The following is a 22,379-nucleotide window of genomic DNA, read 5'->3' on the forward strand; positions in this document are numbered from 1 at the left end:
TTTGTTATGCTCTAAGAGCTTTTCATTTTGTGTCACAACTAAATTCTAAAGCAAAAAGCCGGAGCAGCCAATACCTTTTGGTATGGTTGTTCCGGCTTTTTTTCGGCGCTGTTTTGCAACAGCCCCTTTTTTTGAGAAATTGCTTTATCGGGAAAACGTCATCTCTCGCATTGCGTCCCCAAGGCACCGGATTCCCTTTTCGATCACATTTGCATCCGAATTGGTGTAGCTCATCCGGAACGTATTCACATTGCGTTCGCCGACATAGAACGGATCTCCCGGGACAAAAGCCACATTCTTTTCCGCCGCGATTTTGTTCAGTTCCACCGCGGACATTCCCTCCGGCAGCGTCACCCACATAAACATTCCGCCCTCCGGATCGGTAAAGCTAACCTCCTGCGGAAAATAGCGGCGCGCCATTTCCACCATACAGTTTTTACGTTCCTGATACATCGTGCGGATTTTTTCAATGTGCGCGTCCAGGTCATTGTCCTGAAGATACCGGCAAACCACCCGCTCGGCAAAATAGTCCGAGTGAATATCGGCCGCCTGCTTTGCCGCGACAAGGTATTTCATGATTTCAGGCTTTGCGCAGACCCACCCCAGCCGAATGGCGGGAGAAATAATTTTTGAAAACGTGCCAAGCATGATGACATCCTCCCCCAGGAAGGTCTTCATGCATGGCATTTCGCTGCCCGCGAAACGGAGCTCTCCGTATGGATCATCTTCCACAAAGATCGTTCCGCTCTTTTTCATCAGCTCCGCAACGCTCTTTCTGTTTTGTTCGGAATAAGTCAGACCCGAAGGATTCTGAAAATTCGGCACGGCGTAAAACAGCTTTGGGCTGCAGCTTTTCAGGATTTCCTCCAGTACGTCCGTGTCCGCTCCGTCCTTCCGCAGCGGAACCGCGTGGTAGTTTGGCTGGTAAATATTGAACGCCTGAATCGCGCCAAGGTAGCCCGGACGTTCAATCAGCAGATCGTCCCCCTTGTTGAGAAACAGCTTTGCGAGCAGATCAAGTCCCTGCTGGGAGCCCGTCGTCATTAAGATATCCGCCGGATCAACCGCGATTCCGAACCGCTTTTGGTAGCGCGCGGCAATCAGTTCGCGCAGGGGCAGGTACCCCTCCGCGGTACTGTACTGAAGCGCGCCCGCACCGTCCTCGCTCAGGACCTTTTGGGCCGCCTCTGAAATTTCGCGAACGGGAAAAGATGCCGGATTCGGCAGCCCGCCCCCGAACGAAATCAGGTCCTTTCTGGCGGTTGCCCTTAAAATATCCGAAATAAAGGGATTAATGGCGTTTTCCATTCGGTCTGCTAAGCGAAGATTCATGATTTCAGCCTCCATTACTATTTTTGTATACAAAAAAGCCTTCATCCCAATAGGACGAAGGCTTACTTCGCGGTACCACCTATAATTGCGCTGCTGTGCGCACACTCTTCCCGCACCGATGGATGCGGTGTTCCCAATAACGGCGAAACTCCCGGTGAAAACTACAGCGCAAACACGCTTTCGAATCACGGCTCCGGGGTTACTTTCCGCGGCTGAGGCTGGGATTTTCACCGGCCATCCCCTCTCTGAATCCACAGTGCTCCGCGTACTCTTCCCTTTCTCTGCCTTTTTCCGATTCATTTTTGTAAAGTTTAATTCATCCGCGTTTATTTGTCAAGAAAATTCCGCATAAGCCGGCAAACTCATTATTTTGTAAAGTATTCTTTCAAAATACGCTCCACATGAATCCTTGTCGTATTCAAAAAAGGAATGTCCTATTTATCTTCTGTCAGAATAGAGGAAGTTCCGTACAGCGCAGAATCAACGCCTCGATCCCGTCCTTCCGCGCCATCCGATCCGCAAACTGGAGCAAACCAAGTCGGGTTTTCTCCCTGCCGCTCAGAATGCATAAACTTAAAAAAACAAATCCTGCCTGATTTCTCCCCGTTTCGACGGAAAAAACCGACGAATTTTTCGTCAACTGATACGAAGAAAAAGGGAAACATGCCATTCTTTCGCGGATTTTGTATCTTTACAAATCGTGTAAAATCAGGTATGATTTTAAACATAGTAAATACCGGTGATGAGGCTCACCGTAATCGCATCTATTGCTGACGGCTTCTGCTTTAAGATTTAGAGCAAGAGCTGTTTATTTTTTTTGAAAGGCGGTTTCCTATGAAGGCTAGCCGGTTTCTGATTGTAGGGATGGGAGGCTTTTTCGGTGCGGCCCTGCGATACCTGATTTCCTGCATGGCCGTCAAATTGTGGGGGGAATTTCCTCTCGGCACGCTGATTGTCAATCTTGCCGGCGGTTTTCTGATGGGATTTATCATGGAAGCCGCGGCCGGTTCCTGGTCCTTGCCGGATGAAATGAAGATTTTTCTGACTACCGGCATGATGGGGGGACTGACCACCTTCTCCACCTTCAGCTACGAAACAGTATCTCTCTTCTCCAACGACAGCTACTGGCTGGGCGGCCTGAACGTCGGTTTAAACCTTTCCCTCGCCCTGCTGGCCTGCTGGGCCGGAAAATCCGTTGCACAAATGATATAAATGTTTTACTCCACCACTGAATTACAACAGAAATGGAGCGATGTTTTTGGCGAAGGATCATAAGCGCGGACCCGCGCGATGGAAGCTATTCTTTGCTGTTCTAATCTTATTTTGCGCGGCAGCCGTATGTATTTTTACGTTCCACGGAAAATTACTGAACGGAAAAGCGGCGGAAAAACCGCATTCCTCCAGCTCGGCGGCCTCGGTCCCGGTCAAAAAAGAGGCAAGCAGCCAACAGTCTGCGAAAGACGAAACAAAGCATATGGTCAGCGTACCCTTCATCAGCCAGGAAGAAAAGCTGCCTTCCGGCTGCGAGCTGATCAGTTCCATGATGCTGCTGAAATACTACGGTCAAACCACCACGACGGACGAAATCATGCGCCGCACCCCGAAATCCACCCTTCTTGCCGCTGACGGGAACGTATACGGCATGAGCCCGAATCAGGCATTTATCGGCAATCCGTATTCCCCCGACGGGCTTGGGTGCTATTCTCCGGTTATCACCGCGGTGGTCGACTCCTACTTTTGGGACGCCGGAAAAATGGAAGCGGTCAATTTAACCGGAACCAGTCTGGACAAGCTGGCCAGAGATTATATTGCAAAGAATTCCCCCGTCATCGTATGGGCCACGGTCGATATGGAAAGGCCCGGTCAGGGACAAAGCTGGATTCTCGCGGACACAAACAAGTCTTTTCAATGGATTTCCGGGGAACACTGCCTGGTGATGGTCGGATATGATCAGGAGAACTACTATTTCAACGATCCCGCTGACCCCACAGGGGTGAAAAGCTACAAAAAGTCTCTGGCGGAAGAGCGCTATCAGGATTTAGGGAAGCAGGCCGTCGCCGTGCGACCCGTTTCATCCGTCACGGCATAGCGCTCATGCCGGTTTTTTTACAGGAAGCGAAGGAATACCATGAATCTGCTTGTAAGCGCCTGTCTTCTCGGAGTTCGCTGCCGTTACAGCGGCACCGGATGCCCGAATAGCAACGTGACCAAATTGGCGGAAAAGCATCATCTGATTCCGATTTGTCCGGAACAGCTCGGCGGCCTTTCGACGCCCCGCGACCCGGTGGAGCTGGTAAGCGGCCGAGCGGCAACGCGCGACGGCTCAGACCGCACGGAGCAGTTTCTGCGCGGCGCGGAGGAAGCCCTGCGGCTTGCCCGGCTGTACCGCTGCGGCGGCGCCGTTCTAAAATCCCGCAGCCCCTCCTGTGGATTCGGAAAAATCTACGACGGCACGTTCTCCGGAACCCTGACCGAAGGAAACGGAGTGACCGCCGAACGGCTGGCTATGGCCGGGCTCTTTCTCTGGAACGAGGAAAACTGCGGCGCAATTCCCAGTTCGGCAGAAGGCAATGAGGAATAAGACAGGGCGTCCGAAGCAATGCTTCGGACGCCCTGTCTTATTCCTGCTGCTTTCGGCTCCACACACACAGTCGGTCGGACAAAAGATCGACGCCGGCGAGAAGAGCAAAACCGATGACGGAGATAACCAGAATTCCAAGGTACATGCCGGTATAATCGATTCTGGACCACGCGTCCAGAATATAATATCCCATTCCGTATTTTGTGCCGTATCCTTCAACAAAAAACAGAATGGAAAGCGCAGTCCCAAGGGAAATGCGGACGCTGGTCAAAAGCTCCGGCAGGATCGCAGGCAGCGCGACATGCCGTACGATTTGCGCTCGGGTGGCTCCCGCGCTGACGGTGACAAGATACATGACCGGGTCGATCTGACCGATGCCGTCGCGCACGGACACAATGACCTGAAACACGATAATCAGAAAAATAATCGCGATTTTAGAGCCGTCGCGCATTCCCCACAACAGCATCGCAACCGGCAGCAGCGCCGTCTTCGGAATCGGATAACTGAAATAAATAAGAGGATACAGAATTCTGTTCGCCCGAACGGAATAGGCCATCAGCATTCCGACGGGCACCCCGACCAGCAGGGAGAGCACCAGTCCCGCCGCAATGCGCCATAAACTGCACAGGATGTGAATTCCGATCCGGTCGGCGATCAGGGTTCCGGAGTTACGGTAAACATCGATCGGGTTGGGAATCACCGTGATATGGAACAGAAAATGTGCCGTGAGCCAGATCAGATTGATCAGCAGGAATCCTTCCAGAAAGGTTCTGCATCGCTTACGAAACCGCTTCATCCGTCCGCCTCCTCATCCGGCCTGAGCCGGTCGCGCAGAAGCCGCCTGATTTGCCGGTACTCCGGCTGCCTGGGATCGGAAACGCCGAAAAAAGGATTTTCCGTTTTTAACAGGATTTTTCCTTCTCTTTTCCCCATGACAAAGACGGAGTGTCCAAGATAAAGAGCCTCCTCAATACTGTGCGTCACCAGTACCGCCACGGCCGGGCGGCGTTTCCACAGATTCAGGAAAAGCTCGCGCGCGTCCTGCCGGGTGATCTCATCCAAAGCGGAAAACGGTTCGTCCATCAGCAGCAGATCCGGCCTGAGGATAAAAGCCCTTGCGACCGCGGCGCGCTGCGCCTGCCCGCCGCTCAGCTGAGTGGGGTACCGGTCCAAAAGCGGCATCAAATCAAGTGCCCGCCAGATTTCCCGGATTTCCTTCCGGCGTTCTTCCGTCACCGGTTCTCGGCGCAGGAGGAGCGGAAGCAGACAGTTGTCTCTGACCGTCTTCCAAGGGAGCAGGCCCAGATTTTGGGGAATCACCCCAATGCGGTGCGTTTTCGGGCTCAGGGGTTCCGGGTTTCCGTTTTCAAACACGGTCATCGTGCCGCTTTCGATTGCGACCGTCCCCGCGAGAGAGCCGATCAGGGTGGATTTCCCGCAGCCGGACGGGCCCAGAATCGCCAGCACCCGTTCCGATTCCATGCGAAAGGAAAGGTCCCGAATAACCGGGATGTTTGCCTTTTTGGTGCGGTAGCCGACACAGAGCCGGTCCACCGATAACACGCGGTTCCTCACGTCTTTCTCACGAAGTAACGTCATCGATCATACTGTCATAGCTTAAATCGGACTTGCACAATCCCTTGGCGCTTGCCCACTGAATTGCATTCTCCACGTCCTCTTTCGGCGGCAGCTTGCTCCGGCGAAATTTTTTGAGCTTTATTTTCCCGTTCATTTCCTTTGGGTAACCGACCGCGTCGATCACCGTACTCTCATATTCGCTCAGGTCAGTGCTGTTCATATAATCGACAGCCTCATTATATGCCTGGTATAAATTCCGGATTGCCCGGCCCTCTTTTTCCAGCACTTTCTCCGTAAAGGCGGAAACAGCGGGATAAAGCCCGATGGTGTTCGCGCTGCTCAGTTCAACCGCGCCGTCGTCCAGCGCGAGCGTCGCGAACGGCTCCGGAAGAAGGACGAGGTCGATCTTATTGTTCCTCAGCAGCTCCAGCCGGTCCGGTATGCGGGAAACCACTTCCTTTTTGACATCCGCCGGCTGCATCTGATTTTTCTCCAGAATCCGGTCCAGTGCGTATTCGATCAGTGTGTTCTGAGAAATCGCAATGCTCTTCCCCTTGATCTGACTGAGATTTTTGATCCCGGTATTTTTACCGGCCAGCAGCAGATAATCCCCGTCCGTAATCCCGGTAATTCTCACGTCAAGACCCGCGTTCCGGTACATGCAGACCCCGACATAATCCGTCAGCACGCCGTCGATTTCGCCGGCCTGCAAAGCCGCGTCACGGTCCTTTGCGGAAGTGAAAACCTGCAGATCCAGCGTAAACCCGTATCTTTCATCCAGCTTATTCCGGTTGATCAGCGCAAACGGAATCACATCCGAAGAAGACATCATGCCGAGCCGGATCACCGGCTTTTCCCCCTCGGAGGACGCCTTTGCAGATGAAGTTTTCGCGGAGGATTGCCCGGACGAAGTCCCCGCGCCGCCGGACGAACACGCCGCCAGAGAAAACACCGTCGCAAACGCCAGCAGGACCGCCAATCGTCTAATCTTTTTCTTCATTCTTTTCCTTCCCTTCCCAGCGCCGGTAACAGTCGTTCTGCAATCCAAGGCTGTCCATGGCTTTTCCGGCGACAAAATCGATCAGGTCATCCATGGACTGCGGGCGATTGTAGAATCCCGGCATGGCCGGCAGAATCGTAACGCCCAGTTTGGACAGACGATAGAGATTTTTCAAATGAACCGGAGAAAGCGGCGTTTCCCGGGGAACCAGCACCAGCGGGCGTTTCTCCTTGATCATCACGTCCGCCGCACGGGTCAGCAGCGTTTCGGAAATTCCCGCGGAAATCTGCGCGGCGGCGGACATCGAACACGGGAGGATCAGCATGCCGTCGCATTGGAACGACCCGCTCGCGACGGGAGAAAATAGATTTTGGTTGTCTTCCTCGATGATTTTTGCCGGTCCCTGCCGCCACAGGACCAGCCTTTCCTCCAATCCGACCCCCGTTTCAAACTCCAATACCTGAGTCCCATGCTCGGTGGCAACCAGATGCAGTTCCATCTCCCGACGGCTCAAGGCATCTACCAGTCGCAGAAAATAGGCGCTTCCGCTCGCGCCCGTCAGACCGATGATCAGTTTCTTCATTTTCTCAGCCCCCTAAAAAAACGCGTCCAGAAGTCCGAAAAACAGCAGTGTCAGGCTCACCAGCTGGTTTACGCTGTAGGAAGCGATGTTGACATGGGTCAAATTGTCCGGTGATACCATGCGGTATTCCGCGACGAACAGGACCGTGATAATTCCCAGTCCAATATCATAGAATACGCCGAACTGCGGGGTCAGTATTCCAATCACGGCCAGACAAAGCAGCGTCACGATATGAAACATCATGGCGATGAGAAGCGCGTATTTCACACCGAACGTCACAGGGATGGAATGCAGCCCGTTCGCTTTGTCGAATTCATAATCCTGCGACCCATAGATGATGTCGAAGCCGGCAACCCACAGCGTATTGGCGCATCCCATGACGAGGGGAACCAGCGAAAATTTACCCGTAACCGCCAGCCACGCGCCGACCGGCGCGCAGGCGCAGGTAACGCCCAGAATCAAATGGCACAGAAAAGTAAACCGTTTGGTATAGGAATAGATAATCAGCAAAAACAGCGCGACCGGAGAAAGCGCAAAGCACAGCCAGTTAAGCTGATAAGCCCCAAGCAGCATGAGAAAAAAGCAGAACGCGGTAAAGGCGACGACCTCGCCCTTTTTCATTTCTCCCTTTGGGATCTGCCGATTGGCCGTGCGTGGATTTCTCGAGTCGATTTTCGCGTCGATCACGCGGTTGATCGCGTTCGCTCCCGTGCGCGCGCCGAGGAAACACACAACGATCCAGAACACCGTGGACAAGCTGGGCAGCCCTCTCGCGGCCAAAACCATGGAAACCAGAGCAAAGCTGAAGGAAAATATGGTGTGAGAAAACATTACCAGCTTTCCGTAAGCCTTTATTTTTTCGGCGATTTTATAAAAAACCATACTCGTTCCACCTTTCGTCCACCCGCTTTTTCATCTCTCCCGACATGACAATATCGTCGGGCCAGTCGCGGGTCTGCCCCTCTTCCCGCCATTTTTTCGTTGCGTCGATCCCGATTTTTCCCCCGAAAAGAACCAGATCCCTGCGCGCGTCGATATTGTTGAACACCTTCCAGAATACTTCGGACAGGTCGCGCGTATTGACCGTATCGTCCACCGCGATTAAAAACCGTTCGGGGCTGGTTTTCAGCTCCTGTTTCAACGTTTCACCGCCCTGAAACGGGCGCTCCTTGTGTACTGCCAGAACGCGGAAAGAGTCTTCCGGCGCCGGTGGATGGGGCAAATCGGAGGTCGCGTCAACGCCGAGCCGGCACCCGTACAAAGGTTTTGCCGAAGAATGGTCCAGCGCGTCAAGCGGACCGTCGCAGAAAACCAGCTGCTCCTTCCCGCGCACCGCGCTCAGCACTGCGCCGCGGACGGCGGTAAGATTTTGAACATCCACGGATTCATTTACCGCGATAATCAGCTTTGTGTACATCATCTGCCCCATGCCCCACAGGGCGTTCATTACCTTGCGGGCGGCGCCGGGGAAACGCGCCTTTACCGATACGATTGCACAGTTGTGAAAAACGCCTTCCAGCGGAAGATTGAGGTCGCAAAGTTCCGGGATCTGCATCCGCAGCAGCGGCAGAAAGATGCGTTCCGTCGCCTTCGCCAGAAAGCAGTCCTCCATCGGCGGCCTGCCCACCACGGTCGCGGGATAAACCGGATTTCTCCTGTGCGTCACGCAGGTGACGTGAAACTTCGGGTACATATCGGCCAGAGAATAATACCCCGTATGGTCCCCGAACGGACCTTCCCGGACAAGCTCCTCCCGCGGGTCGACAAAACCCTCCAGCACGAATTCGGCGTCCGCCGGTACGAAGAGGTCATTTGTAACACAGCGCACCATCCGAATCCGTTTCCGTCTCAGCCAACCGGCGAACATGATTTCGTCGATCTCTTTCGGCAGCGGCGCGGTCGCGGCATAGGTGACGGCGGGGTCACACCCCAGCGCGACAGAAACGGGCATTTTCTCGCCCGCCTCCAGATACCCGGAGAAATTCAGCCTGCCGTCTTTGTGCCGGTGCCAGTGCATGGCCGTACTGGTTTTGTGCAGAACCTGCATCCGGTACATTCCCATATTCTGCCGTCCGGTCCGCCGGTCCTTTGTGAATACTAGCGGGAGCGTAAAAAAGCGACCGGCATCCTGCGGCCAGCATTTCAGAACCGGGAGTTTCGATAGGTCCGGTTCCCGTTCGACGACTTGCTGGCAAATTCCGCGCGACCTTACATGCCGGGGGAAAACAGAAATCAACCGCAGCAGACGCGGGATACTCCGGATTAAGCCGGCAACGGAACAGTATTCTGAAAAATCCAGGTATTCCTCAATCTGCTTTGCCACGTCTTCCAGGGAATCCGTGCCAAGGGCAAGCCCCATCCGCTTCATGCTGCCGAACGCGTTCATCAAAACCGGGCAGCACGAACCCTCCGGATTCCGGAACAGCAGAGCCGGCCCGCCCGCCTTGCCGACGCGGTCCGCGATTTCCGTCATTTCAAGCACAGGCGAAACGGGGACTTCAATTTCCATCAGTTCATTCTGTTCCCGAAGCAGCGCAATAAAGCTTTGCAAATCAAGTCCCAACTTCGCACCCTCCGTTCAGGATTTCTCCAAGTCATGAAAATGGCTGCTGTATTGAATCCGCCCATCCGGCATCACCCAAAGCGCTTCCGTGCCGGAGAGGCTGTCTACATAGGTCATCCCCTGCGACAACGGCATGTTGAACAGCGCGGTCGAAAGCGCGTCCGCGACGCCCGAATCTCTGGTTATAATGGAAACCGATTTATAGTAAGCAGACGGCATCAGTGTTTTTGGGTCGATGATATGATGATAGTTCTTTCCGTTCACTGTGTAATACCGTTCATAAATTCCGCTTGTGACAAGGGACTGTTCCCGGAGCAGCACCGTGGTCAGGGATGTTTTTTCGTTCCCGAGGTCCGGGTTCTGTATCCCCACATTCCAAAGCTCGTGGTTGATTCCCTTTTCTCCAATGGCCCTTACGTTCCCGCCGATGCTGAGCAGCGCGGAGGTATAACCGGCTTTTTCCGCCAGTTCGGCGACCTGCTCGGTGGCGTAGCCCTTCGCGACCGCGCCCACATCGAGGCTCATTTCGGGATCTTTCAGATAAACGGTCGAGGCTTTTTCATCGATGATCACCTGATTGATATCCGTGTGCTTTGAGGCTTCTTTCAGTTCTTCCATGGGCGGCAGCTGCGCGTGCTCCGGGTCGTTAATCCCGTCCTCCCGGTATTGGTGCCAGAGGCGCAGCACCGCCCCGAACGCCACGTTGCAGGAACCGTTGGTGGCTTCGTCCTCCTTTCTGGCCAGCTGCAAAAGACCGATTATCCGCTTGTCAACCTTAACGGGTTTCTTCCCCGCGTTGTCGTTAATTGTCTTTAAGTTATTGATTCCCGGGTAATTGTTGTAAATATCATAAAGGTGGTCATATTCCTTCAAATGATTATAAATCAGGTTCGAAAAGTCTGTAAATTCTTCTTTGCTGTCCATATAAGCCACCAGCTCCGATTTCGTATCAAAAAGCTGGAGGAACTGGGCGTCGTACCGGGTTTTTTCGTTTTTCCCACAACCCGATGCAGACAGAGCAAACAGAAGGATCAGGAGAATCGCAGCCGCTTTTTTCACCAATTCCACACCTCAAAAAGATGGAGGCAGAACAAATCTGCCTCCTGAAAAGTTTAAAAGTTTTGAATTATTTTGCGTTCTTCGAAGCCTCTTCGATGTTGGCAATGAAATCCGAAACACCGAATGTGACAGAAGCGGTCAGTTCCTGATCGGTGGGCTCTCCGCTTTCATTCACCTTGATCCCCTTGACTTCGTCCACGGTCTTCCCCTTGACGTACTGTGCAAAGGAAGCGGCCTGCTGATACCATTCCTTGCCGATCTTGGAAGCCTTTTTCATCCCATAGGATTCTTTCAGAACATCCTTGGATTCCACTTCCTTGCTCAGGTCGGTTGTGATTTTGCCGGAAACGTCAAAGCTGACGGTCGGCTGAACCGCGTCGTTGACACAGCTTGTGATTTTACCGTCGGAGCCGAACGTCACCGCGCTGATCTGGGAAGAAGCTTCCGCTTTGCCTTCCTTATCCGCCGTTGCGTCCGCACTGCTGGACAGCGACGTCACAATGCCAAGGCCGAGCTTGTCGTCCGCTTTCGCGCCAAGATCCTGCGCATTTGCGACAGCCTGTTCAATCGCGTCGACAAAATCGCCGATGGAAATTGTAACGGAAGAAGTCAGTTCCGTTCCGGTCGCGTGGCCCTCCGAATCGACCGCGATGCCTTTGATCTCCTCGACCGTCTTGCCTTTTACATAATCCGCAAATGCCTGTGCCTGTTCGTTCCAGTCCTTTTTGATTTTAGAAACTTTGCCAAGGCCGTAGTCCGCGCCAAGCTCATCTTTAGACTTCACCACGGCGTCGGTTTTATCAAGAATTTTACCCTGATCGGAAAAATTGATCTTGGACTGAACCGCATCGATCACACATTTGACGATCTTTCCGCTGCCGTCCACCGTTACGGCGACAATGGTGGAATCACCTTCCGCCACGCCTTTTCCATCTTTGACCGCGGTGCTTTTTGTGACAGAAGAAATCACGGCAACGCCTGTTTTGACCGAACCGGCGGCCGTTGCCGAAGACGACGCGGGCGCGGAACTGTTCTGTGCGGAAGAAGCCGAAGAACTGGAGCCGGCATTTGAACTGCAGCCCGTGAACGCGGTCACCGTAAGCGCTGCCGTCAGCAGTAATGAAATCGATTTTTTCATATTGTCCCTCCAAAAAATAGTGTCTGGCTCATCTATTACTTTAAGCCCAGCCTTTTTAAAGCGGGCAGAGTAATCCTTAAAAGCGTGGACGTTGCGGCCCCGGCAATCAGACCGGATATCAGCAGGACTGGAAAATAAGTCCACAGCAGAAGATTGGTGTACAAAAGTGATACCGCCGCGATCTGCCCCAGGTTATGCATCACAGCGCCCACAATGCTGATCATTAAATAGGATATTTTTTCTTTGAAAACCGCGATGCAGACAATCATTGCCAGAATGGAAAGCAGCCCTCCGCAAAAGCTTAAAAAAGCCGCGACCGCACCCCGGGTCAGAAAGACAAACAACGATTTCAGCACCGCAAGGGTTAGGGCATCCTTCTTCTTTAAAAAAAACAGGGAATACATCACAACGATGTTGGAAAGCCCCAGTTTTATCCCCGGAACCGGCATGGGAATCGGAATCTGATATTCGACTACAGTCATTACCATCGCCGCGGCAAAAAGCAGCGCGGTAACAACCATTCTTCTGATGGAACCGGAATCCATCCAGCGACTGGCTTTTTGACCGGTTTGCCGTTTTTCCTGATTCAGCATATCACACCTAACCAATCACAAGATCCGGGTCGTTTGCATTTCTGCCGTTTTTCGGTACGATTTTCAGGATAATCTGATTTGGAAGACAGGCCGCGCTTTGACCGACTGTCCGCAGTCTTCCGGCCTTGATGCAGATTTTATCCGGGCAATTGGATTCCTCAAAGCAAATGCTTCCGTCGCTGAACTGATGAAACACCACATTTTTATTCTGGGGAATCGAAAACCTGCGGTCAACCCCTTTTGTCAGGTCGACGGTTTCCACCAATTTGGATTTATAATATATTTCGGCAACGGCCGCCGTGGTACCGTATTTCTGCTGATAAAACAGCCAGCCGCCGGCACAAAGAACCAAAACGGCCAAAAGAATGAAAAAATCCGTTTTTTTGATAAATTTCATATGAAACTCCGCATAAAATCGGCGGCCCCAAAACTAAGTATGCCCCGAAAGAACGCCGTCATCATGAGAACGGCTCATTTCTCCGCAGGAGCGCATGAAAGGGCTGCAAAAGATGAATGGGACTCCGGCTGCAGTCCACGGAACGCCTTGTCCAAAATGGATTTCAGCCTGTCCTTTTTCTTCTGTGATGCGTCAAGAGCTGCAAGAATTTTCAACGATTTGTTATAATACTTTTCCGATATCCCGTGAGTATATCTTAAACCGCCCTCGCGTCGGACAGCGGAATCAATTTCCGACTGGGTCAGGCAATGTTCCTCCGCTTTTTTCTTACAGGAAGCATCCTGATGAAACGTAAAAATCAACGGAAGAGTTACAACGCCCTGCTCATAATCCGACTGCACAGGCTTTTGGGCCAGCTGTTCGGGCGCTTCAAAATCGATGCAGTCGTCCGTCAGCTGAAAAATCATACCGGCATACCGGCCGAGCTTTTTGTACTTTTTTAGTTCCTTCTTGGGCTGCCTGCTTACAAGTGCGCCGGCAAAGAAAGACGCTTCAAACAAAGCGGCCGTTTTTCCGTCAATGATCCGCAGATACCGGCTCACGGTTAAGTCGAAATTGAAGTGGTTCTGTGTTTCGTACAATTCTCCAAGACAGACACGCCCCATGTAATCAGGAAACTCAAGGTCCAGATAATCCTTACGGTTTTCCACAAGCGATACCTGTCTCAGCGCTAGGCAGAACAAATAGTCGCCGCAGACCACCGCGCTATGTTTCCCGTACTTTTTCTGCAGCGTCACCGCTCCGCGGCGAAGGTCGGCATCGTCGATCACATCGTCATGCACCAGAGTTGCAAGATGAAGAATTTCGACCGCCGCGGCAAAACGAACGGCATCCGGAGGAACAAAGCCCTCTCCGTTATCCGCACAGGACAGTACGGAGAGCGCCCGAATAAACTTTCCGTGCGAACCGGACAAGTAACGCATATATTCGCGCACAGAGGACGGTGAGCCGGACATCGCTGTTTCCATTTCCTGCCTGACGCGTTCCGCCGCGCCGTCGATTGGAATCAGTTCTACAGTATCTTGATTAATCATGGTAAATATAATACTTTCTTGCAAATCCGACGTTTTTCCAATGCTTTTTCAGGTAGGGCATCGCGTAGTAATCAAGGCCAAGGGTTCTTCCTCCGCCGATCAGCACCGCGATCGCCGCGAATATCATCCAGAACGTATTCAGGTACAATCCGGTGGTGCAGACAAACATCACTTGTAAAACCAGAGAGAAGCCGGAGGAAAGCGTCGTGAACAGCCCGCCGATCAGCGAAAGGCCGATCAGAATTTCGGCGATCACGATAAAGCCCTGCATAAAGAGCTGAACGTTCTGGCTCGGCAGAATCACCTTGTCCACAAACCAGTTCATCAGCGGCACGTTCAGCTTGAACGCCAGATCGCTAAAAGTCGACTGGGCAAGAGCCTTGCCGCTGACAAAGATCACCTGAAACAGGCCGAGGAAGTTGAAGTTCAGCAAAACCTGACCGACGGCCGACGCGGCCTGCCCCGCGGCATCGCCCGCCTGCACGGTTGCCGAAGAAACAGCGTCCGCCGCCTGTGTCGCCAGATTCATTACCGTCAGCACCGTGCCGTGCGCGGCGGTCGTCGTCGCGCTGCTCGTTGCATCCGGAGACGCCTGCCCGCCGTTCAAAATGTTCTGGTACCAGCTGTCGGCCCCGCCGAAAAAGCCGGTAAGCTGAGCGGAGGTCATCCAACCCTCCACAACTTTCATGACGCCCTCAAAGAGCCATGCAAGACCGAGCCAAACGCGAAGCGGGAACAAAAGAAAACTGGGTGTTTTATTGGAAAAGTGCCCTCCTAAAAAGCTGCGGTCATGGCGGATGGTAAAGAATTCATGTTTCAAATAGCTGAAAACCTTGTTCCAGCCAAGCACCTGAATAAAATAAATCACATTGATGAAATGCTTGACAAACATGGCAAAGAAGGACGGCAGGTTCATTTGGCGGTTCTGCGTGCCGACCCGGGCCACACCGTAGCGGCCGCCCACACTGACCATCACCCCGTGGAATTTCGGACGGTACGGGATCATTTCCCCCGTTCCCGTCATGGCGCAAACAAGATTGTTCGCCGCAACGCCGGAGCTCTGTTCGCAGTTTTCAACCAGCTGGGGAACAGGAGACTGCTCCCCTTCCGGAGTATATAAAATATTATCCCCCACAATAAATACGCTGTCGTTGTCGACCGACCGAAGGTAGCGGTCCGTTTCAATGCGCCCGCGCCTTGCCGATTTCAGCGTTTTACCGGCTTCCTCGGTAATCTGCGAGCTTTCAATCCCCGCAGTCCAAATCACCGTTCCCGCCGTCGCGCGGGTAACTTTTTCGCCGGTCTTATATTCAATAAAGCCTTCTCCAATGCTTACAACGCCCGTATTCATCATTAGCCCGACATGCATTTTTTGAAGGCGTCTTGCAATTTTGTCAGAAAGCTTTTCCGGAAGATTCGGCACCGGGCGCGGCAGGACATCGACATTCCAGACTCTGACCCCGTCGCGGTCTATTTCAAATTTATCGCAGAGAACCGGAAGATACTCCGCCAGCTCCCCAACCATTTCCACGCCGGAGAAACCGGCGCCGACCACATAAAAAGTCAAAAGCCGGTTTTTCTCCGCCAGGTCGGTTTCGCGCGAAGCCATGCGGAAGCAGTCCTCAATATGATTTTTCAGGCGCACCGCGTCATCGTAGGACCACAGCGTGTAAGCGTATTCCGCAGCGCCGTTCACACCGAAGAAAGTGGGTTTTGAGCCCGCCGCAAGCACAAGGAAATCGTAATCGTAAGTTTCCACTGAACCGCGAACCGTTTTTTTCTCAAAATCGATCTCCTGAACAGTGTCCAGTTTGACATCGACTTTTCTTCCGGCAAATACTTTTTTCAGGCTGATCTTAATACTGTCTTCATCCACTCTGCCGGCAGCCACCTCGTGCAGCTCCGTGAGCATAGTATGGAATGGGTTCCTATCAATGATGGTGATGGAAACATCATCGAGTTTCTTCAGCTTTTTAGCCAGTTTCTTAGCGGTAAGCAATCCAGAATAGCCGGCACCGACAACAACAATTTTTTTCCCCATAACTATCCTCTCTCAGAAAAAGTGGTAACGAACATAAATAAAAAAGGGTCGGATATGCCTGATGAATTTGCTGCCCATATGAGAAAAAATTAACAAGGGAGAGCAAATATCATTTAGAGTACACCAAACAGATAGTAATTATATGATTAATCAAAAAAAAAGTCAAGGAAGAAAGGAATAAGCAAATTTTACCTGACAAAATGGTTTGTCTCAATTCCTCATGATAAAATGTTAATAAGGTTATCGTTCGCATTTGTTGCTGAAAACATTCATTATTTTATAAATTCCCATCGGAATGCTGTTTCCCGAAAGAAAAGACGGCGGACCGGATTCTGTAAACCACCCGTAAAACCCGCGGTACAGAATCTGGTCACCGTCTCAAATGAACTGAAAAAAAATTTTGGAAACATGGGCTAAGACACGAACTTGCCGCTCACCATCACTTTCCTGATGGTGAAATCTCGGTTCAGTACAACGAGGTCGGCAGATTTTCCTTTTTTAATACTGCCGATCCGGTCGTCCATTCCGATTGCGGCGGCAGGATTAATCGTCGCGGATCTGACGATCTGACGAAGCGGCAGTCCGAACCGGACCAGATTCCTGATTTCATCCAAAAGGTTGGTGGTGGAACCCGCGATCGTACCGTCAGCCAGTCTGGCTCTGCCGTCTTTTACACAAACCTGCTGTCCGCCCAGGTCATAAAGGCCGTCGGCGAGTCCCGCCGCGCGAAGGGAATCGCTGACAATTACGGTTCTGTCTTCTCCCAGAACGCGGAACGAAAGCCGCAGCACAGCCGGGTGAATATGAAACCCGTCGCAAATGATTTCAGCCTTCACGTCCGAATTGTCAAAGACCGCCCCCACCCCGCCCGGCGTGCGGTGGTTGAGTCCGGTCATGGCATTGAACAGATGGGTTACATGCGTAATTCCCTGTTCAAAAGCAGTTTTCGCCCGGTCATAGTCCGCGTCCGTGTGCGCCATAGATACCGTACACAATTTTGCGGCATGTTCGATAAAGGCGTCCGCGTTTTCCTGTTCCGGAGCAATATCAACAAGCTTGATAATACCGCCGCAGTCCCGGAAAAGCTCCTCGAACTCCTTCCAGTCCGGCGTTCGCACATAGCTTTCGTCCTGTGCGCCTTTTCTATGCGCGGAAATATAGGGACCTTCCATATTGACCCCGCACACGCGTGCCCCTTCGACAGGATGTTCCATGCAGTCCCTGACGACGGAAAGCGCGGATCGGATTTGGGTCATTGGAACCGTCATCGTCGTGGGGCAAAATGACGTAACGCCCTTTGTAATCAGATGTTTAGCCATTGTTTCAATCGCCCCGCGAGTGCCGTCGCAGGTATCGGCGCCCGCACAGCCGTGGATATGAATATCCACAAACCCCGGCGCAACAATGCAGCCGCTCAAATCAATGGCTTCTTCTCCGGAAAGACAGGGCGCGATTTCAGCGAACCTGTCCTCATGAATGGAAAGATCGGTTTGAACCAGATCGAAATCCTGATTAAATACCTCTGCATTTTTCAATATCATATGTTATTTACCCTTTCATCGGTGTCTGCTGTGAACGGCTGACATCGCGTCCTGATCCGCAACCACCGTCACGTCCGGATGAAGTTGAAGAATCGAAGCCGGAATTTCAGGGGTCACCGGGCCAAACAGAGCCTTTTCAAGAATATCGGCCTTATTGGCGCCGCTGACCACCAAAAGGATTTTTTTCGCCTGCATGATCGCCTTGATTCCCATCGTAAGCGCAAACCTCGGGACTTCCTCCCTGCTCTGGAAAAAGCGGGAATTCGCCTGAATGGTTTTTTCCCTGAGCGCCACCCGGTGCGTCATTTTATCAAAGCTCTGGTCCGGCTCGTTAAATCCGATGTGACCGGTTTCCCCGACGCCGAGCAGCTGAAGGTCGATTCCTCCAAGCTCCGCGATATGCCCGTCATATTTTTTGCATTCCATTTCAAAGTCTTCCGCCATCCCGTTTGGAACCGCCGTGTTTTCCGGTTTCACATTGACATGCTCAAAAAAGTTTTGATTCATATAATAACGGTAGCTCTGCGGGTTTTCCGGAGAAAGCCCACAGTATTCATCCAAATTCACACTGTGGATTTCCCCGAAATCGACGTCTCCTTTTTTGTACCAGTCAACCAGCTGACGATAAATGCCCAGAGGAGTTGCCCCCGTCGCAAGGCCCAGAACACTTCTCGGAAAGAGAATCGCCTGCGCTGAAATGATATTCGCAGCCTTGCGGCTCATTCCCTGGTAATCCTTTGCCTCAATTAATTTCATAGTCCGATTTCCTTTCTTTTATCATACCACACAAATGCAATCCGTTAAAGCTTCTATTGAGAGGAATTTCGATATTCCAGCGGTGACATTTGAACTGTTTTTTTAAAGATTCTTGAAAAATGCGTGACATCGTTAAAACCCAGCATTTCGGAAATCTCATGGATTTTTAAAGACGGATCTTCCAGAAGTTCTTTTGCCTTTTCAATCCTCGTATTGTTTAAAAGGCTGCTGAAGCTTTCCCCGGTGTACCGATTCAGAAGTTTACTGAGATACCAGGGGCTGACATATGTTTTTTCGGCGAGTACGGTCAGGGTGAGTTTCTCCGCGTAATGCACCCGGAGATACTCCACGGCGCTGCGGACGATCAGGTTCCCGGCGGGGCTCTCTTCCGGGCGTTCTTCGACGGTTCCCGCTCCGTGCGGAGAAGCAGTGTTCCCGCTGAGGTTTTTCGTCATAATCCGAAGGGCTTCCTCCAGTTCGTGCATTCTGGAGGGCTTCAGCAAAAAGCGGGTAACGCCGATGTTGATTGCCCTTTTTGCGTATTCAAAATCCCTGTAGCCGGTCAGTACCGTAATCTGCATCCGGGGGAATTCGCTTTTCAGTCCGGCCAGCATGGTAAGGCCGTCCATGTCCGGCATTTTGATATCGGTAAAAAGAATATCCGGGCGGTATTGTCTGACCGCGACCGCGCCCTGCCGCGCGTCCGTCGCGGTCGCAACTACCTCACAGTCAAACGCGGCCCAGTCGACAACCTTTTTCAGTCCTTCCAGTATGATCGTTTCATCGTCAATTAAAATCACTTTGTACATCAAGCCGCCTCCGGTACTCAAAAAGATGTTCAGCCCTTGATGGCTCCAACGGTCAGTCCCCTGATAATGTTTTTCTGCAAGATGACGTATACGGCCAAAACCGGCACCACCACCAGAACAACGGCCGCCGCCATCAGCCCGTAGTTGACGCCTGCAATGGAAGTGATTTCGCTCAGCAGACGGGTGATGGTAAAGGTATCCTTATACCGCAAAAAAAACATCTGGGTGAACAGATCGTTATAGGACCATAGGAATGTAAAAATTGCAACGGTAACGAAGGAAGGTTTTGCAATGGGAAGAATGATTTTAAAGAATATCTGATAAGTACTGCAGCCTTCCAGATAAGCTGCCTCCTCCAGATCGATGGGCAGTGAGCGGATGAATCCGGTCAGAACAATTATGGCGAAGGAAAGATTCCCCGCTATCTGCGGCAGAATCACGCTGAGCTGGGAAAGAAACAGATGGTCGGTGTTGACGATATGCCAGCTGAACATCATCCGAAACACCGGAATCACCGTTGAAAAAACAGGAAACATCATGCTGGCAATTACCAGAGAATACAAAATGCTCCTGCCCTTGAACTGGTAGCGGGCCATTCCGTAGGCCGCGAGTCCCGCCAGCAGAAGGACCGCGACGGTAACCGCAGTGGAAATCACCATGCTGTTCTTATAGGCGCTGAAGATATCCACTCTCTCAAAAGCGGTTTTATAATTATCCAGCGTAAAGCTGTTACCAAACGGGATGGAAAAGGAATCGGAACGGATGAGTCCTTTCAGCCGGAACGAATTTAAAATCACCCAGAAAAACGGATAAATCGTTGTCAGAGCCCAAAATGAAAGAAGCAAATATAGAAACAGTTTTCCCGGGCCAAACCGCCTGCCCGGACTTTTTAATTTTCCTAAGGAAACAGAATCTGCTGTTTGCATCTGATGACCAATCCTTTCGCTGCGCATAAGGCGATGCGGTAATTCAAAAAAATCTCCGGACGGTATTTCTGTTGGATCATCGCTAATAATCCTTTTCTCTGAATATTTTGTTCGCAGCCTGTGCGATCACAACGCCGAGCACTACAATCACGATGGCGATTGTGGAACCGTAATCCACGTCTCCCATCGTAAAGGTCTGATGATACATATAGGTACCCGTCAGCCAGGACAGGTTCATGGGAATTCCCTCTCCCATCATAACCCAGGGAAGATCAAACACCTTCAGCGCCCCGGTAATTGCCAAAATCAGGCAGGTACAAAGAACATTGTGCAGCAGGGGCAGCGTGATATAGCGCACTTGCTGCAGCTTTCCGGCTCCGTCAATCTCGGCGGCCTCGTAAAGCTCTTCGGAAATGTTGTTCAGCCCCGTGACAAGGATGACAAAATAGAAACCGACATACTGCCACATCACGGGCAGCGTCATGGTAAACAGAAAATGGGTTTCGTCCTTCCAGTCTATCACTTCGGTTGAGCCGAGCATTTGAAGCAGCTGGTTGACCATGCCCCCGTCGTAGAGAAAGATCAGATTAAAAAGCAGTCCCAGCGCAGTTGCGGAGATGACAATTGGAAAAAAGTACACGGTGCGGAAGAATTGGGTGCCTGCTCTGATATGGTCGACCATCAGCGCGAGGAGCAACGCGACGCCGACCTGAAAAATGATCGTCAATACCATCAGCAGCAGCGTATTTTTAACCGCTGTCGCCATCATGGGATCCTGAAACAGCTTTTTATAATTTTCATACCACGGCTGATTCATCCCCGCCGCCGCGGTGCCAAGGCCGTCAATGCTGCAAAAGCTGTTGTAGACATTCATGACAAATGGATAGTAGAGAAACAGCCCCATAAACAGAAACGCGGGAACCAGAAAAATAACCAACGGCCCTTTCCTTCTGTAAACCATCGAAGTCATACCATCATCGCTTTCTTTAGAAAAACCGGAGAGACGACGCGCACTCTCCGGTTTTTTTCTGTAATTTTCGGGAAACGGCCTTGTCTTAACCCTTGATTGCCAGGCTTTGGTCAATGACCTTGCCCGCGTCCTGCTTTCCGGCAACAATATCCTTGATTCCGGCAAACAGCGCGGTGCGGGCGGCCTGATTCAGATTATCCTGCGCGGCGGGCGCGAGTCCCGTTTTACCGTTGACCATCTGAAGAGCGGACTGAACAAGGGCGTCCGCGCCGTCCGGGGTAGGCATCGGTTTCTTGAGCGCAGTCACATTTGTAGCGCCGAACTTTGCGACCACATCATCCGCAGTCATCGCCTCGACAAACTGAACGCATGCTTTTTGCTTGGCCGGGTCGCTCCAGGCCTTTTTGGTAATATAATAGCCCATGGAGATTCCGCCGATGAGATCGGTCGCTTTTCTCTCATTTTCAGCAGGTACGTAGGTAACGGCAAAATCTTTGATGTCTTTGGCGTTCTGCTGGAACCAGCCGATCTTCCAGGAACCGTCGATGGCAAACGCGGCTTTGTCGTCCGCCATCAGCTGAAACGTCTCCGCGTCGATGGCAGTCAATGTATTTTTCGGGAAATATCCTTTTTCATAAAGGGTTTTCATGTCGTTCATTCCGTCAACCCATGCTTTTCCGCGCTCATCCGTGGAGGACCCGGGAACCTTGGCGTGAGTCGCAATGGTGTCGTGGTTAAAAATCGTGTATTCAAACCAATAATGCGGAACCTCCTGAAGCGAGCATGCGATCGGCGTATACCCCTTCGCCTTGACGGCTTCGCAGTCTTTCAGAAACTGATCCCATGTGTAATTGGAATCCGGAACGGAAACGCCGCAGTCCGAGAGAACCTTTTTGTTAACGTACAACCCTTCCCAGTATCCGTTGACCGGAACGGAATAATTCTTGCCGTCAACCGGGGAAGCGCCCAGAAGCTCGTCTTTCATATTGCCGGCATACTCCGGATAAGTTTGGCGGATCTCGTCCACGCCGACAACTTTTCCGCCCTGAACCAGCTTGTTGGAGTCGACGCCGTTGAAGTAAAAGAGAACGTCCGGCTCCGCGCCGGTTTCAAAGTCGGCCATGATTTTTGCTTTCCACTCTTCGTTGGATGTGCCGGAGGCGTCTTTCACCGTATTGCCGGTCGCCTTTTCGTAATCCTTTACCGCGGCTTCATAGTTGCCGCGGTTGCCGTCGTCGCCGCCGTACGAGGTGACAACCGTGATTTCTACCGGCTGAGCGGCCGCGGAGGAAACCTGCGCGGATTGCGCGGAAGCGGCCTGGGATGACGACGCGGGCTGAGAAGAGTTTTGGCAGCCGAACATCGTGCCGCAAAGGGAAACGGCAAGCACGAGCGCTGCTGCTTTTTTGATTTTCATA

22 protein-coding genes, 1 riboswitch and 1 other annotated feature are annotated in these 22,379 nt (G+C 52.0%); of the genes, 3 read left to right on the plus strand and 19 right to left on the minus strand.

The annotated features are described in order from the left end of the window. Positions 1–144: 144 nt before the first annotated feature. Positions 145–1,332: a PLP-dependent aminotransferase family protein gene (locus tag ACLQ3M_RS13775; protein ID WP_411678268.1), complete on the minus strand. Its 1,188-nt coding sequence runs from the start codon at positions 1,330–1,332 to the stop codon at positions 145–147. 47 nt (positions 1,333–1,379) lie between these two features. Beyond that, positions 1,380–1,623 (minus strand) — a binding site (T-box leader). Positions 1,624–2,061: 438 nt separating this feature from the next. Then, positions 2,062–2,122, plus strand: a riboswitch (Fluoride riboswitch). 44 nt (positions 2,123–2,166) lie between these two features. On the opposite strand from ACLQ3M_RS13775, the gene crcB reads away from it, so the two are divergent. From crcB to ACLQ3M_RS13790, 3 genes are read left to right on the plus strand one after another with little or no spacing between them, the layout of a single operon-like run. Then, positions 2,167–2,544, plus strand: coding sequence for a fluoride efflux transporter CrcB (gene crcB / locus ACLQ3M_RS13780; RefSeq protein WP_066648101.1), 378 nt, complete (start codon positions 2,167–2,169; stop codon positions 2,542–2,544). 46 nt (positions 2,545–2,590) lie between these two features. Beyond that, a complete protein-coding gene (locus ACLQ3M_RS13785; RefSeq protein WP_411678269.1) occupies positions 2,591–3,421 on the plus strand; it encodes a C39 family peptidase in 831 nt (276 codons plus the stop codon). A gap of 39 nt (positions 3,422–3,460) precedes the next feature. Beyond that, positions 3,461–3,913: a DUF523 domain-containing protein gene (locus ACLQ3M_RS13790; protein WP_411678270.1), complete on the plus strand. Its 453-nt coding sequence runs from the start codon at positions 3,461–3,463 to the stop codon at positions 3,911–3,913. Between the two features lie 37 nt (positions 3,914–3,950). On the opposite strand, the gene ACLQ3M_RS13795 is transcribed toward ACLQ3M_RS13790, so the two are convergent. From ACLQ3M_RS13795 to ACLQ3M_RS13880, 18 genes are all read right to left on the minus strand, one after another. Beyond that, the gene (locus ACLQ3M_RS13795) at positions 3,951–4,709 is read right to left on the minus strand and encodes an ABC transporter permease (RefSeq protein ID WP_411678271.1); all 759 of its coding nucleotides are present in this window, start codon (positions 4,707–4,709) and stop codon (positions 3,951–3,953) included. Then, positions 4,706–5,512, minus strand: coding sequence for an ATP-binding cassette domain-containing protein (locus ACLQ3M_RS13800; RefSeq protein ID WP_411678272.1), 807 nt, complete (start codon positions 5,510–5,512; stop codon positions 4,706–4,708). Before ACLQ3M_RS13800 ends, ACLQ3M_RS13795 begins: the two co-directional genes overlap by 4 nt. Further along, complete coding sequence (locus ACLQ3M_RS13805; protein WP_411678273.1) at positions 5,496–6,491, minus strand: ABC transporter substrate-binding protein; 996 nt, start codon at positions 6,489–6,491, stop codon at positions 5,496–5,498. Before ACLQ3M_RS13805 ends, ACLQ3M_RS13800 begins: the two co-directional genes overlap by 17 nt. Further along, positions 6,475–7,074 (minus strand): UbiX family flavin prenyltransferase, encoded by a 600-nt coding sequence (locus tag ACLQ3M_RS13810; protein ID WP_411678274.1) that lies wholly within the window; start codon positions 7,072–7,074, stop codon positions 6,475–6,477. The genes ACLQ3M_RS13805 and ACLQ3M_RS13810 overlap by 17 nt, the downstream gene beginning before the upstream one ends. Positions 7,075–7,086: 12 nt before the next feature. Then, entirely contained in the window at positions 7,087–7,956 is an 870-nt protein-coding gene (locus tag ACLQ3M_RS13815) for a UbiA-like polyprenyltransferase (protein ID WP_411678275.1), read from the minus strand. Beyond that, positions 7,943–9,637: a menaquinone biosynthesis decarboxylase gene (locus ACLQ3M_RS13820; RefSeq protein ID WP_411678276.1), complete on the minus strand. Its 1,695-nt coding sequence runs from the start codon at positions 9,635–9,637 to the stop codon at positions 7,943–7,945. The genes ACLQ3M_RS13815 and ACLQ3M_RS13820 overlap by 14 nt, the downstream gene beginning before the upstream one ends. A gap of 15 nt (positions 9,638–9,652) precedes the next feature. Further along, positions 9,653–10,696 (minus strand): FAD:protein FMN transferase, encoded by a 1,044-nt coding sequence (locus ACLQ3M_RS13825; RefSeq protein WP_411678277.1) that lies wholly within the window; start codon positions 10,694–10,696, stop codon positions 9,653–9,655. A gap of 67 nt (positions 10,697–10,763) precedes the next feature. Beyond that, on the minus strand, positions 10,764–11,834 hold the full coding sequence (locus ACLQ3M_RS13830) for a hypothetical protein (RefSeq protein ID WP_411678278.1): 1,071 nt from the start codon (positions 11,832–11,834) through the stop codon (positions 10,764–10,766). Positions 11,835–11,869: 35 nt separating this feature from the next. Then, positions 11,870–12,427: a Gx transporter family protein gene (locus ACLQ3M_RS13835; RefSeq protein ID WP_411678279.1), complete on the minus strand. Its 558-nt coding sequence runs from the start codon at positions 12,425–12,427 to the stop codon at positions 11,870–11,872. A gap of 7 nt (positions 12,428–12,434) precedes the next feature. Next, positions 12,435–12,824: a NusG domain II-containing protein gene (locus ACLQ3M_RS13840; RefSeq protein WP_411678280.1), complete on the minus strand. Its 390-nt coding sequence runs from the start codon at positions 12,822–12,824 to the stop codon at positions 12,435–12,437. Positions 12,825–12,898: 74 nt separating this feature from the next. After that, positions 12,899–13,918, minus strand: coding sequence for a polyprenyl synthetase family protein (locus ACLQ3M_RS13845; protein WP_411678281.1), 1,020 nt, complete (start codon positions 13,916–13,918; stop codon positions 12,899–12,901). After that, the gene (locus tag ACLQ3M_RS13850) at positions 13,911–15,959 is read right to left on the minus strand and encodes an NAD(P)/FAD-dependent oxidoreductase (RefSeq protein WP_411678282.1); all 2,049 of its coding nucleotides are present in this window, start codon (positions 15,957–15,959) and stop codon (positions 13,911–13,913) included. The genes ACLQ3M_RS13845 and ACLQ3M_RS13850 overlap by 8 nt, the downstream gene beginning before the upstream one ends. Positions 15,960–16,372: 413 nt before the next feature. Next, positions 16,373–17,500 carry an N-acetylglucosamine-6-phosphate deacetylase gene (gene nagA, locus ACLQ3M_RS13855; protein WP_411678283.1) on the minus strand — a complete coding sequence of 376 codons (1,128 nt, stop codon included), beginning with the start codon at positions 17,498–17,500 and terminating at the stop codon, positions 16,373–16,375. Between the two features lie 15 nt (positions 17,501–17,515). Further along, positions 17,516–18,256 (minus strand): glucosamine-6-phosphate deaminase, encoded by a 741-nt coding sequence (gene nagB / locus ACLQ3M_RS13860; protein ID WP_411678284.1) that lies wholly within the window; start codon positions 18,254–18,256, stop codon positions 17,516–17,518. A 53-nt stretch (positions 18,257–18,309) separates the two neighbouring features. Beyond that, complete coding sequence (locus ACLQ3M_RS13865) at positions 18,310–19,065, minus strand: response regulator (RefSeq protein ID WP_411678285.1); 756 nt, start codon at positions 19,063–19,065, stop codon at positions 18,310–18,312. A gap of 29 nt (positions 19,066–19,094) precedes the next feature. Then, entirely contained in the window at positions 19,095–19,910 is an 816-nt protein-coding gene (locus ACLQ3M_RS13870; RefSeq protein ID WP_411678286.1) for a carbohydrate ABC transporter permease, read from the minus strand. A gap of 163 nt (positions 19,911–20,073) precedes the next feature. Then, complete coding sequence (locus ACLQ3M_RS13875) at positions 20,074–20,928, minus strand: carbohydrate ABC transporter permease (RefSeq protein ID WP_411678287.1); 855 nt, start codon at positions 20,926–20,928, stop codon at positions 20,074–20,076. 118 nt (positions 20,929–21,046) lie between these two features. Then, on the minus strand, positions 21,047–22,378 hold the full coding sequence (locus tag ACLQ3M_RS13880; protein ID WP_411678288.1) for an ABC transporter substrate-binding protein: 1,332 nt from the start codon (positions 22,376–22,378) through the stop codon (positions 21,047–21,049). Position 22,379 lies beyond the last annotated feature (1 nt).

Source organism: Caproicibacter sp. (assembly GCF_046707225.1).
Lineage (GTDB): Bacteria > Bacillota > Clostridia > Oscillospirales > Acutalibacteraceae > Caproicibacter.